This is a genomic window from Paeniglutamicibacter sp. NPDC012692 (genome assembly GCF_042901625.1).
Taxonomy (GTDB): domain Bacteria; phylum Actinomycetota; class Actinomycetes; order Actinomycetales; family Micrococcaceae; genus Paeniglutamicibacter.
In genome coordinates, this window is record NZ_JBIBDE010000004.1 from 354,340 (window position 1) to 367,493 (window position 13,154).

Consider the following 13,154-nt stretch of genomic DNA (forward strand, 5'->3'; position numbering starts at 1 on the left):
GGGAAGAGTCGCCTCAGCACAAGGGCCAGCCCGGGGATTCGTGCGGGCTACTGCTCGGTGGCGGGTACTGCTGTCTGATCGCGCAGCCCGGGTTCCTTGCGAAGACCCGTGAGCCCGTACCATGCGAGGTTGACCACGTGAGCCGCGACGGTGCGCTTGTCTGGATGGCGGGCATCGAGCCACCACTGTGCGGTCATGGCGACCATGCCCACCAGCATCTGGGCATAGATCGAGCCGTCTTCGGCGCTGAAGCCTCGGCGTGAGAATTCGTCGGCCAGAATGTGCTCAACCTGTTCGGTGACCTTGGTGAGGAGCGTTGAATAGGTGCCTTCGGGCTGCGACGGGGGAGCATCGCGCACCAAGATGCGGAAGCCTTCGGTGGAGTCCTCTATGTAGGTCAAAAGAGCGAGCGCGGCCTTTTCGAGCAACAAGCGCGAAGAATCGTCGCCGGAAAGCGACTCCGTGATGCGTGCCAGCAATTCCCTGTACTCGTTGGTCACTACCTCCATGTAGAGGGCTTCTTTTGAGCTGAAATGTTCGTAGACAACAGGTTTGGAAACCCCTGCGGCGGTGGCGATTTCTTCGATGGTGGTTCCGTCAACGCCGCGCAAGGAGAACAACTGGCGGGCGATATCGAGCAGTTGCAGGCGGCGCTGAACGCCGGTCATACGTGTGCGGGGGCGTTGAATGGAGCTCATGTACTTCATCGTACGCAGGAAATGGCGGTTGCACGGTTATCGAGGGTCCGGACACGCATGCACGCCAAGTCGCATCAAAGGTCCCAGTCGTGGCAGAATAGTTGACTGTGTCGCAGAGCAGGTCTCGAAGCACAATCCGCCCTGGTGTAATTGGCAGCACCCCAGCCTTTGGAGCTGTGGAGTATAGGTTCGAGTCCTATGGGCGGAACGCATCACCCAATGAAATTCTTGGTGAAATTCACGAGATAGAATGGTGAAGCCAGGCTGGGCCGGTCCGGCTAGCCAAAGTACAGGGAGTACAAATCTTGAGCGTTCAAGCCAACGCACCAGCTGCTGTCATTGTCCTAGCCGCAGGCGCGGGAACCAGAATGAAATCGGCTAAGCCCAAGATCCTTCACGAAATCGGTGGCCGTTCCATGCTCGGGCATGCAATTGCCGCCGCGCGTGGACTGGAGCCCGCGAAGCTTGTGGCAGTGGTTCGCCACGAACGCGACCGAGTCGTCGAGCACCTCCTGCAGATTCACCCTGATGCAGTCATCGCCGACCAAGACGAAATCCCGGGCACCGGACGTGCGGTGCAGGTTGGCCTGGAAAAGCTGGATGAAGGCCTTGAAGGCACCGTCGTGGTGACCTACGGCGACGTCCCCTTGCTGACGACCGAACTGCTGTCGGAACTTGTCGAAGTCCACGACCGCGAGGGCAACGCCGTTACCGTGCTTACCGCATTGCTTGACGACGCCACCGGATACGGCCGCATCCTTCGCGCCGAGGACGGAACCGTCACCGGCATCCGCGAACACAAGGACGCCAGCGACGAAGAACGCGCCATCCGCGAAGTTAACTCGGGCATCTACGCATTCGACGCCGAGATCCTGCGCTCGGCATTGAACGAAGTGACCACGGAAAATGCCCAGGGCGAAATGTACCTTACCGATGTCCTGGGCATTGCCCGGGCAAACGGCGGCCGCGTGGCAGCAGTTGTCACGGAGGATCGCTGGCAGGTCGAAGGCGCGAACGACCGCGTCCAGCTTGCAGCATTGGGCAAGGAAATGAACCGCCGCATCCTCGAGGCATGGATGCGCGCCGGCGTCAGCATCATCGACCCGGACAGTACCTGGATCGACGTCGAGGTAGCACTTTCCAACGATGTCACCATCAAGCCGGGCACCCAGCTCCATGGCACCACCGCGATCGGCACCGATGCAGTGATCGGCCCTGACACCACGCTGACCAATACCTCCGTGGGGCGTGGCGCCAAGATCGTACGCTCGGACGTCACCGACTCGAACATTTCCGAGGGCGCAACGGTCGGCCCGTTTGCCTACCTGCGCCCCAAGACCATCCTTGGCCCGGACGCCAAGATCGGCGCCTTCTACGAAACCAAGAACGTCGTTGTTGGTCGTGGCTCGAAGCTCTCGCACCTTGGCTATGCCGGGGATGCTGAAATTGGTGAATTCACCAACATTGGCTGTGGAAACATCACCGCCAACTACGACGGTGTCAACAAGCACCGCACCGTCATTGGTTCGCACGTGCGCACCGCCTCCAACACCGTCTTTGTCGCCCCGGTGACCATTGGCGACGGTGCATACACGGGGGCCGGCGCCATCGTACGCAAAAACGTTCCGGCGGGGGCGCTTGCCCTCTCCGTGGCACCGCAACGTAATGCCGAGGGCTGGACGCTTTCCAAGCGCCCGGGCACCCCCGCTGCAGAAGCTGCCTTCAAGTCGGCCCTTGATTCCGGTGTAGCCACCGAATCAGCGGATTCGGCAAAGTAAAACCAATCACCTTCGATCCCCGTTCGAGCGAGAAAGCGATCCCATGAGCGAATTGAGCCATAACGTCGATAAGAAGCTGGTTCTAGCTTCAGGGCGTGCCCACCCGGAACTAGCCGAAGAGGTGGCAGCGGAGCTTGGCACCGAATTGCTTCCGATGAGTGCGTATGACTTCGCCAACGGCGAGATCTATGTTCGTTCGGGCGAGTCGGTACGCGGCAAGGATGTCTTTGTCATCCAGGCCCACCCGGCTCCGTTGAACAACTGGTTGATGGAACAGCTGATCATGGTTGACTCCATGAAGCGCGCCTCCGCCCGCCGTATCACCGTTGTGGCACCGTTCTACCCGTATGCCCGACAGGACAAGAAGGGCCGCGGCCGCGAGCCGATCTCGGCCCGCTTGGTTGCCGACCTGTTCAAGGCAGCCGGCGCGGACCGCATCATGAGCGTTGACCTGCACACCGCGCAGATCCAAGGCTTCTTCGACGGCCCGGTCGACCACCTCTTCGCCATCCCGCTGTTGGCTGATTACATCCGTGAACTCGTCGGCGACGACCAGGTCACTGTTGTTTCCCCGGACACCGGACGTGTCCGCGTGGCCGAGCAGTGGGCAGAACGCCTGGGCGGCGCTCCGCTGGCCTTCGTGCACAAGTCCCGCGACCTCACCGTCCCGAACCAGGCGGTCTCCAAGACCGTTGTCGGTCAGATCGAGGGTCGCACCTGCGTGCTGATCGACGACATGATCGACACCGGCGGAACCATCGCCGGCGCCGTGAAGGTGCTGAAGGATGCAGGCGCCAAGGATGTCATCATCGCGGCCACCCACGCGGTCTTCTCCGACCCGGCAGCCCAGCGCCTTGCCGAATGCGGTGCGCGTGAAGTCGTTGTCACCAACACCCTGCCGATCCCGGAATCGAAGCGCTTCGACACCCTCAAGGTGCTTTCGATCGCCCCTTTGCTGGCCCGTGCCATCAAGGAAGTATTCGAAGACGGCTCGGTCACCAGCCTGTTTGACGGCAACGCCTAAGGCCAACGCCTCATAGGTTTTCCGAGGACCTCCCGACACCTGCACGGTGTCGGGAGGTCCTTGTTTTTGGTTCGTGGCTAGCTGCTGCGGAATTCCGCGATTACCTTGTGCAACGCAACTCCTGCTAAAATCAATGCTTGTGCCCAGGCGAGGGAACTGCATGCAAATGCGGGGTCCGTTATCGACGAGGCTAGAAACGCATTTAGCGTCCTTCTCCTGACAAGGAATCGGATGATATTGCTTCTAGGCCCGAGCGGGGCAAGAACCAATTCATCATCTTCCACAAGGAGAAACACCATGAGCACGATCATCACGCTTGACGGCGAACTGCGCACCGACTTCGGTAAGGGTGCTGCACGCCAGGCCCGCCGCGCCGGCAAGATCCCGGCAGTCATCTACGGCCACGGCACCGAGGCTGTACGCGTTCTCCTCCCGGCTGCAGCAACCACCCTTGCTGTTCGTGGCGCCAACGCCCTGCTGAACATCTCGGTTGACGGCGAAGACACCATCACCCTGGTGAAGGACATCCAGCGCCACGCACTGCGCCAGACCGTTGACCACCTTGACCTCCTGATCGTCAAGAAGGGCGAAAAGGTTACCGTTGAGGTTTCCGTTCACGTTGAAGGCGACCTCGCCGCCGGCGCTTCCCTGTCGCTGGACCACGCCGTCATCGCCGTTGAGGCCGAGGCAGTTGCCCTTCCGGAGTTCGTTGTTGCCAACGTTTCCGGTGTTGCTGCAGGCACCCACATCCTGGCCTCGGACCTGATCCTGCCGGAAGGCACCGCACTGGCCATCCCGGGCGACGTTGTCATCGCAACCGTCGATGCAGCTGAAGCCGAAGCAGCTTCTGCCGAGTAGTCTTCAGGTATTCTTCATCGCATGACTAGCGATACCTGGCTCGTAGCCGGGCTCGGGAACCCCGGGCCCGGCTACGCGCATAATAGGCACAATGTCGGACAGATGGTTGTTGATGAATTGGCTTCCCGAATGGGCGGAAAATTCAAGACCCACAGTTCGCGCTCCCAAATTCTTGAGGGCCGGCTGGGGATCGGCGGACCGAAGTTGATCTTGGCCAAGCCCATGACGTACATGAACCTTTCCGGGGGACCGGTGGGCAACCTTGCCAAGTTCTTCAGCATCGATGCCGCCCACGTCATCGCCGTGCACGATGAAATCGACATACCCTTCGACACCGTCAAGCTGAAGCTCGGTGGTGGCGAAGGTGGGCACAACGGGCTGCGGGATATTTCGAAGGCCCTTGGCACCAAGGATTATCTGAGGGTGAGAGTCGGCGTGGGGCGTCCTCCTGGGCGCATGGAAACCGCAGATTACGTGCTCAAGGATTTTTCCAAGGATGAGAAGAAGGATCTTCCGTTCCTGGTCGATAACTCAGCGGATGCGGTGGAATATCTCGTGCGGTTGGGCCTTGAAGCCGCCCAATTGAAGGTTCACACTTCGTAACAAGAGCGGGCCGGGCGGACCGGTACCCGGCGCTGACAGCGGTTGACGGAAATAGTAGTACCTAGAATGATGATTCATCAATTTGTTCAACCATCGTGTAGCTCCTAGAATGATCTAGTGCCTTTTTGGCCCCAAAGACTAGGGGCCGGTAGCGGGCGGCCTCCGAGACTGGGCCACCCCCATCCTGCTACCGGCCTCTTTTTTGTGCCCTGGGAGCCTGGGTAAGGTTTGGCTTAGGTGCCCACGTCGCCATGGCATGGGACAATTAGCGAAGAAATTGATGCCGTAATCAAGACGCGGTCCCGGCCAAGCAGCCAACCAAACTGGCAGCTCCCGCGGGGACGTTTCGGCATGAAATTAGACTTCGGAGGATCCAACAGTGTCCAGTGCATCTCCCCAATCGCAAGATGCCCGCATCGAGCCCCTCGACGACGTTGAGGTATCCCGGCTTCGAGCGGATTTCCCCATCCTCGAACGCAGGGTCAACGATTCTGCGCTGGTCTACCTGGACTCCGGCGCGACTTCCCAGAAACCCACTTGCGTTTACGAAGCCGAGCAGCACTACTACGAGAGCTACAACGCAGCTGTCCATCGCGGTGCCCACTCGCTATCCGTTGAAGCGACGGACGTTTTCGAGCAGGCACGTGCAACGGTTGCCGGCTTCATCGGAGCAGGCGAGAACGAACTCGTCTGGACCTCGAATGCCACCGAGGCCCTGAACCTCATCACCTACTCGTTTGCCAACGCGAGCGCGGGACTCGGGGGAGAAGCTGCCCGGCGCTTTGCGCTGGGGCCGGGCGACGAAATCGTCGTGACGGAACTCGAACACCACGCAAACCTGATTCCGTGGCAGGAACTGGCATTCCGCACCGGGGCAACGCTGAAGTACATTCCCGTTGACGAACACGGCGTCCTGAGGATGGACATCGCCGAGCAGATCGTATCCCCACGGACCCGTGTGCTGGCGTTCACCCACGTTTCAAACGTGCTGGGAACCGTCACGGACGTCCCGAAAATGGTTTCACTTGCCAGGACCGTCGGGGCGCTCACGGTCCTGGACGGCTGCCAATCCGTCCCGCACCTGCCCGTGGACGTCAAGGCGCTCGACGTGGACTTCATGGCGTTCTCCGGCCACAAGATGCTGGGCCCCACCGGAATCGGCGGCCTCTACGGACGAAGCGAATTGCTCGATGCAATGCCGCCCTTCCTCACCGGCGGCTCCATGATCACCTCTGTCACGATGGAGAAGGCCGAGTTCCTGCCGGCCCCCATGCGCTTCGAGGCAGGCACCCAACGCATTGCCCAAGCCCACGGACTTGCCACTGCCGTGTCATACCTCCAGGAAGTGGGAATGGAGCGCGTCGCGGCCTGGGAGGAGCACCTGGGCGAGCGCATGCTCGTCGGCCTGCAGCAGATCCCGGGCGTCCGCCTGCTGGGTCCGGCGCGGGGCGTCGCGCGAATCGGCGTTGCACCCTTTGCGGTCGAGGGCGTGCACCCGCACGACGTGGGGCAGTTCCTGGACGCCCGCGGAATCGAGGTGCGAGTGGGACACCACTGTGCGCAGCCGTTGCACCGTGCGCTGGGCGTGAACTCGAGCACCCGCGCCAGTACATACATCTACAACACCACCAGCGACATTGATGCACTGCTGAACGCGGTTGCCGATGTGCAAGGATATTTCGGAGTCGGCAAATGAGCGAACTAGACCAGCTGTACCAACAGATCATTCTGGAACACTCCAAGGCGCGCAAGGGGGACGGCTTGATCGAAGCCGATCCTGCCGGCGCACATGGCGAATCAATGCAGCACAACCCCGTCTGCGGGGACCAGATCCGTCTGCGCGTGCAGATGGACGGAACCAAGCTGAAAGACGTTTCCTGGGAAGGTGACGGATGTTCCATCTCGATGGCTTCCGCATCGGTGCTGGCTGAAATGGCGGTTGGCCTGGAACGCGAAGAATTCCTGGCGATTCTCGAGGAATTCCGTGAACTCATGCGATCCCGCGGAACCCGTGAGGCCGATGAGGAGATCCTCGGTGACGCGGCCGCGTTTGCGGGAGTCTCGAAGTTCCCTGCTCGGGTCAAGTGCGCGATGCTCGCGTGGGTTGCTGCCGAGGCTGCGTTGCTGGCGGCGAACCCCCAAGCCTGACCCGGTTGCGGCCGCGGTTGCGGCCGGGACTCCTGCGGGAGGGTGTCTACTGCTTTCAAAAAGGGCCATGGTCTGGTTCCCGATTCTTCATCGGAAACCAGACCATGGCCCTTTGCCGTGCCGCAGGCTTGCCGCCCGGCTACTGCTGGTAGACGTCCGGGATTCCGTCGTGGTTCTCGTCCACGGCGTCGCGTTCGGCAATCAGCCGGTAACGACGGTCGCGCGGACGCAGCCACAGCGACCCGAGAATCGCGGCCAGCAGCGAGGCAAGAAGGATCGCGACCTTGGCGTGGTCGTAGTGCGGGGACTCGAGCCCGAACGACAACTCCGAGACCAGCAGCGAGACCGTGAAGCCGATGCCTGCCAGGAAGGTGACGCCGAGCAGGTCGCCCCACTTGACGTCTGGGTCGAGGTTCGCGTGGACGCTGCGGGTCACAAGCCAGGTGGAGCCCATGATGCCCAGCGGCTTGCCGAAGAGCAGACCGAAAACGATGCCCCAGAGCACCGGATCGCCGAATGCGGAGGCGATGCCGTTCGCGCCGCCAATGGCGACGCCTGCCGCGAAGAAGGCGAAGACTGGAACGCAGAAACCGCTGGAAAGCGGGCGGAAACGGTGCTCGAACTTCTCGGCCAGGCCCGGCTTCTCGGGTGCGTCCTTGCGGATCACCGGAACACAGAAACCAAGGACAACGCCGGCGATCGTCGCGTGGACGCCGGACCCGAAGACCAGGGCCCAGCTGACGGCACCCAGCGGCAGCAGGATCAACCACGGTGCCCACCACTTGGAAGCGAAGAACTTGGGCCACTTGTGGGTGAGGAACGCGTAGAACGCGATCGGCGCGATGGCCATCAGCAGGTACGGAGGGCGCAGGTCGTCGGTGAAGACGAAGGCGATGATGACAATGGCGATCAGGTCGTCGACCACTGCCAAGGTCAGCAGGAAGATGCGCAGCGGGGAAGGCAGGTTCGAGCCGATGACGGCCAAGACCGCCACGGCAAACGCGATGTCGGTGGCGGTGGGAATCGCCCAGCCCCGGAGGGTTTCCCCGCCGGTGGAGGCATTTATGGCCACGAAGATCAGTGCCGGGACCAAAACGCCGCCAAAGGCAGCAGCAACGGGAACGACGGCGCGTTTGAAGTCGCGCAGGTCGCCGGCGACGAACTCCTTCTTCAGCTCGAGCCCGACCAGGAAGAAGAACACGGCCAACAGGCCGTCCGCGGCCCAGTGGCCGAGCGAAAGGTTCAGGTCGATGCCGGCGATCTCGAAGCCGATGTGGAAGTCGCGCAGCGCGAAGTAGCTGGCCGAGGCGGGGGAGTTTGCCCAGATAATGGCGACGACGGCTCCGAGAATGAGCACCATGCCGCCGACGGTCTCCTTGCGGAGGATCTCACCGATGCGCAGGTATTCGGAGTAACTGCCGCGACCCAGAACCGTCCTGGGCGTAGGTGTGGGGGGCTGTGAATGAGTCATGGATTTATACCAATTCTTTTCGGGTACGTTGAATAATGGCCGACCAGACTTCCCGGCACACCAGAGTCCACAGTATCGGAAAAAGTCTGCCAAGCGCACATTTTTTGTATGGGGGCCTATGCCGGACTCAGGGTACAGGCCTTGCCGGTCAAAGAAATCGGGGTGTGCCAAAAACAGCGGACCCGTATCTTCCCGCCTATTTCTAGTGGCTGGAAGATACGGGTCCGGGGAGCCTGGCTCCGGTGGTCACACCGGGCCGAGCGGGTGCTGGATTAGCCGCGTTCGATCCATGAGGAGACGCTGGTGGCCTGCAAGGCAAGCGCCTTGGAGATGAACGGTTCGGCCGCAGCGGCGATTTTTCCGCCAACGAACGGGATCGAGGAGGACACCGTTGCCTCGAGGCCCAGGGAGGAGCCCTCGGCGTTTGCGCGCAGCGATTCGGAACCGGCGACCGAAACCGGCAGGGAACCGACGGTGACCTTCAGGGTTGCATCGCGCGAGCCATCGGCGGCCGGGGCCGACCATGACTCGACCTGGGTGACCTCAACGGTCTGCCCGACGAACTTCCGGGCAATCTCGGGTGCGCGATCGGTCGGCAGGGACCGGACGGTGGTCAGGGTGAAAGCTGTTGCTACATCCCCGGCCAGCTCAAAACTCTTCAGTTCGCCACCGACCATGGAGGTCAGGTGTTCGGCGAAAGCGCGATCGGTCAACGTGGCGATGACAGCCTCGGGGGCGTGCATCAAATCAGTGGTGGCATTAAGTGCCATAAGGCAAACTCCGTAAAATAGATCGGCCGAAGCAAACATTCTTGCGCCTCCAAGGGTACCCGTGCCACCTGACAGGAGCTGTACGCTTGGATATGCGCACCCCGGGATTCACATGGAATTCCGGGTAGTTGTGTTGTGCGCGGGAACCGGTTTTTCGAAAGGTAGCTAGTCGATGGCGCTTCATGGTCTGCGCAGTGCACTGCGAGCCGACACGTCTTTTTCCAGGGTGCATTCCAACGCGGCCACCGGCTACGCGACGCGGGCCAACCAGCTGGAGATCGCCGCGCCCACGGGCATGCGACCTGTCATCACGGCTGAAACGCTCGAGGCCCTGCAGTCCAAGGTGCCGGGGGCCGTGGTGCTGGCCGTCACGGCCACCGGCCGCGAGGCCGAGGACCTCAGCGCCGGGCTGCGCAGCTACCTGCCCGATGACGCCATCGCCGAGTTCCCGTCCTGGGAGACGCTTCCGCACGAACGGCTCTCGCCGCGCTCCGACACCGTCGGACGCCGCCTGGCAGTGCTGCGCCGCCTCGAGCTGAAGGACCCGGGACTGAAGGTCATCGTCGCCCCGATCCGCGCCGTCATCCAACCCCTGGTGGCGGGGCTCGGCAAGCTCGAGACCGTCGACCTGAAGGTGGGGGACGAGTACCCGTTCTCCTCGGTGGTCAGGGCCCTGGCTGATGCCGCCTATGCGCGGGTCGACATGGTCACCCACCGTGGGGAGTTCGCGGTCCGCGGCGGCATCCTCGATGTCTTCCCGCCGACCTACGCCCACCCGGTGCGCATCGACTTCTTTGGCGACGAGATCGAGGCCATGCGCTTCTTCTCGATCGCCGACCAGCGCTCACTCGACTCCGAGGCGCCCGTGCAGATCCAGGCGCCGCCCTGCCGCGAGCTGCTGATCACTCCCTCCGTCATGTCCAAGGCCGCGAAGCTGCAGGAGCACATGCCGGCGGCCCGCGACATGCTGGCCAAGATCGCCGGCGGTGTTGCGGTGGAGGGCATGGAATCCCTCGCACCGCTGCTGGTCGACTCCATGGTTCCGCTGCTGAGCCAGCTGCCCGCCGAGTCCATCGCCCTGGTCATGGAGCCCGAACGCGTGCGTGCCCGCGCCCACGACCTGGAGGCGACAAACGCCGAGTTCCTCGCCGCGGCCTGGGCCACGGCCTCAGACGGCGGGGCCGCGCCGCTGGACCTCAGCCAGGCGCAGGCGCAGGCCGCCGCCGACGAGCTGGAGGCCGGCAACTTCACCTCCCTGTCCACGACCCTGCTCGACGCGCAGGCCGCAAGTGTGTCCTGGTGGACGCTGACCTCGCTGGGCACCGACGCCGAGCTGCTGCCGGAGGTCGACTCCATCCGCGTCGACGCCCGCGAGCCGCGCGGCTACCAGGGCGACGTGGCCGAGATGATGCAGTTCATCTCCTCGCGCATCAAGGACAACTGGCGCCTGGTGGTCGCCACCGACGGGCCCGGCCCGGCCCAGCGACTGGCCGAGCTCTTCCACGACGCGGACATCCCCACGCACCGGATCGACTCCCTGGAGGGCGAGCCGACCGAGGGGCTCATCGAGATCACCACGGCGCAGGCGGGCCGCGGCTTCGTGCTCGATTCGCTGAAGCTCGGGCTGCTCACCGAGGCCGACCTGCTGGGCCGCTCCAGCGCCTACGCCCCGCGCGGGGCCAAGCGCATGGCCGTCAAGCGGCGCAACGCGGTTGACCCGCTGTCCCTGGTCGAGGGCGACTACGTGGTGCACGAGCAGCACGGCATCGCCAGGTTCGTCGAGCTGATCGCCCGCAAGGTCGCCGGCGGCGCGGACGCCAAGCGCGAGTACCTGGTGCTCGAGTACGCGCCGTCCAAGCGCGGGGCGCCGGGGGACAAGCTCTTTGTCCCCACCGACCAGCTGGACCAGGTGACCCGCTATGTCGGCGGCGAGGCCCCGAGCCTGTCCAAGATGGGCGGCTCGGACTGGGCCAGCACCAAGTCCAAGGCGCGCAAGGCCGTCAAGGAGATCGCCGGGGACCTGATCCGGCTCTACTCGGCGCGCATGGCCAGCCGCGGGCACTCCTTCGCCAAGGACACACCGTGGCAGTCGGAGCTGGAGGAGGCCTTCGCCTACGTGGAGACCCCGGACCAGCTGACCACCATCAACGAGGTCAAGGCGGACATGGAGCGGGAGATCCCGATGGACCGGCTGATCTCCGGCGACGTCGGCTTCGGCAAGACCGAGATCGCGGTGCGCGCCGCGTTCAAGGCCGTGCAGGATTCCAAGCAGGTCGCCGTGCTGGTGCCCACCACGCTGCTGGCCTCCCAGCACCACCAGACCTTCACCGACCGCTACTCGGGCTTCCCGGTGCGCGTGAAGACGCTCTCGCGCTTCCAGACCGCGAAGGAATCCAAGGACATCGTCGAGGGGCTGAAGAACGGGTCCGTGGACGTGGTCATCGGCACCCACCGGCTGCTCTCGGACACCGTGCAGTTCAAGGACCTGGGGCTGGTGATCGTCGACGAGGAACAGCGCTTCGGCGTGGAGCACAAGGAACAGCTCAAGAAGATGCGCACCAACGTGGACGTGCTGTCCATGTCCGCGACCCCGATCCCGCGCACCCTCGAGATGTCGCTGACCGGCATCCGCGAGACCTCCACGCTGGCGACCCCGCCGGAGGAACGCCACCCGGTGCTCACCTACGTGGGCCCGCGCACCGACAAGCAGATCTCCGCGGCGATCCGCCGCGAGCTGATGCGCGACGGCCAGGTGTTCTTCGTGCACAACCGGGTCTCCTCGATCGACAAGATCGCCTCCGAGCTGCGCGAACTGGTGCCCGAGGCCCGCGTGGAGGTGGCGCACGGCAAGATGAGCGAGTCCCGGCTGGAGAAGATCATCCAGGACTTCTGGGAGAAGAAGTTCGACGTGCTGGTCTCCACCACCATCATCGAGACCGGCCTGGACATCTCCAACGCGAACACGCTGATCGTCGACCGGGCGGACAACTACGGCCTGTCCCAGCTGCACCAGCTGCGCGGGCGCGTGGGCCGCGGGCGCGAACGCGCCTACGCCTACTTCCTGTGGAACGCGGAAAAGCCGCTGGGCGAGGTGGCGCTGGAACGCCTCAAGGCCGTCGCCGCGCACAACGAGCTGGGCTCGGGCTACCAGCTGGCCATGAAGGACCTGGAGATCCGCGGCGCCGGCAACCTGCTGGGCGGGGAGCAGTCCGGGCACATCGCCGGGGTCGGGTTTGACCTGTACCTGCGGCTGGTCGGCGAGGCGGTGGCCGAATACAAGGGCGATGCCGACGAGAAGACCGCGGAGATGAAGATCGAGCTCCCGGTCAACGCGCACCTGCCGCACGACTACGTGCCGGGGGAGCGGTTGCGCCTGGAGGCCTACCGCAAGATCGCCGCCGCCACCGACTTCGAGGGGCTTGCCGAGGTGCACGCCGAGCTGGTGGACCGCTACGGCCAGCCGCCGGCGGCGGTGGTGAACCTGCTGGAGGTCGCGCGCATCCGGATCCGCGCCCGCGCCCTGGGGCTCACCGACGTGGGCATGGTCGGCAACTTCATCAAGTTCGCCCCGGCCGCCATCGAGAACCTGCCCGATTCGCGCCAGCTGCGCCTGGCCCGCATGTACAAGGGTGCCGCGGACAAGCCGGCGCTGGATGCCATCTTCGTCCCCAAGCCGAAGACCTCCGCCGTGGGCGGGCGGGACCTGGTGGACGAGGAGATCCTGGACTGGGTGTCCGGGGTGCTGTCCAACATCTTCGAATCCGAGCCGCTGAAGGTGAAGAGCTAGCGGATGGTAGCCGCCCC

At 63.6% G+C, this 13,154-nt stretch carries 10 protein-coding genes and 1 tRNA gene; 8 read left to right on the plus strand and 3 right to left on the minus strand.

What is annotated here, in order from left to right; genetic code table 11:
- Positions 1-47: 47 nt before the first annotated feature.
- Entirely contained in the window at positions 48-707 is a 660-nt protein-coding gene (locus tag ACFY5D_RS15935; RefSeq protein WP_387531878.1) for a TetR/AcrR family transcriptional regulator, read from the minus strand.
- Between the two features lie 126 nt (positions 708-833).
- Here ACFY5D_RS15935 and ACFY5D_RS15940 point away from each other — a divergent pair.
- The 7 genes from ACFY5D_RS15940 (at position 834) to sufU (ending at position 7,109) form a co-directional block, all read left to right on the plus strand.
- Positions 834-906 (plus strand) — tRNA-Gln (locus ACFY5D_RS15940).
- Between the two features lie 97 nt (positions 907-1,003).
- Positions 1,004-2,476, plus strand: coding sequence for a bifunctional UDP-N-acetylglucosamine diphosphorylase/glucosamine-1-phosphate N-acetyltransferase GlmU (gene glmU, locus ACFY5D_RS15945; protein ID WP_387531880.1), 1,473 nt, complete (start codon positions 1,004-1,006; stop codon positions 2,474-2,476).
- A gap of 43 nt (positions 2,477-2,519) precedes the next feature.
- The gene (locus ACFY5D_RS15950; protein ID WP_387531883.1) at positions 2,520-3,500 is read left to right on the plus strand and encodes a ribose-phosphate diphosphokinase; all 981 of its coding nucleotides are present in this window, start codon (positions 2,520-2,522) and stop codon (positions 3,498-3,500) included.
- 297 nt (positions 3,501-3,797) lie between these two features.
- Positions 3,798-4,358, plus strand: coding sequence for a 50S ribosomal protein L25/general stress protein Ctc (locus ACFY5D_RS15955; protein WP_387531886.1), 561 nt, complete (start codon positions 3,798-3,800; stop codon positions 4,356-4,358).
- Positions 4,359-4,379: 21 nt separating this feature from the next.
- Positions 4,380-4,961, plus strand: a complete 582-nt coding sequence (pth, locus tag ACFY5D_RS15960; RefSeq protein WP_387531889.1) for an aminoacyl-tRNA hydrolase — start codon at positions 4,380-4,382, stop codon at positions 4,959-4,961.
- Between the two features lie 379 nt (positions 4,962-5,340).
- On the plus strand, positions 5,341-6,657 hold the full coding sequence (locus tag ACFY5D_RS15965) for a SufS family cysteine desulfurase (protein ID WP_387531892.1): 1,317 nt from the start codon (positions 5,341-5,343) through the stop codon (positions 6,655-6,657).
- Positions 6,654-7,109 (plus strand): Fe-S cluster assembly sulfur transfer protein SufU, encoded by a 456-nt coding sequence (gene sufU / locus ACFY5D_RS15970; protein ID WP_387531894.1) that lies wholly within the window; start codon positions 6,654-6,656, stop codon positions 7,107-7,109. Before ACFY5D_RS15965 ends, sufU begins: the two co-directional genes overlap by 4 nt.
- Positions 7,110-7,248: 139 nt before the next feature.
- Here the strand turns inward: sufU and nhaA are convergent, their stop codons facing one another.
- Together nhaA and ACFY5D_RS15980 are read right to left on the minus strand one after the other, a co-directional pair.
- Positions 7,249-8,580, minus strand: coding sequence for a Na+/H+ antiporter NhaA (gene nhaA / locus ACFY5D_RS15975; protein ID WP_387531897.1), 1,332 nt, complete (start codon positions 8,578-8,580; stop codon positions 7,249-7,251).
- Positions 8,581-8,852: 272 nt separating this feature from the next.
- Positions 8,853-9,350, minus strand: a complete 498-nt coding sequence (locus ACFY5D_RS15980) for a DUF2505 domain-containing protein (protein WP_387531900.1) — start codon at positions 9,348-9,350, stop codon at positions 8,853-8,855.
- Between the two features lie 172 nt (positions 9,351-9,522).
- On the opposite strand from ACFY5D_RS15980, the gene mfd reads away from it, so the two are divergent.
- Positions 9,523-13,137 (plus strand): transcription-repair coupling factor, encoded by a 3,615-nt coding sequence (mfd, locus tag ACFY5D_RS15985; RefSeq protein ID WP_387531903.1) that lies wholly within the window; start codon positions 9,523-9,525, stop codon positions 13,135-13,137.
- Positions 13,138-13,154: the final 17 nt, after the last annotated feature.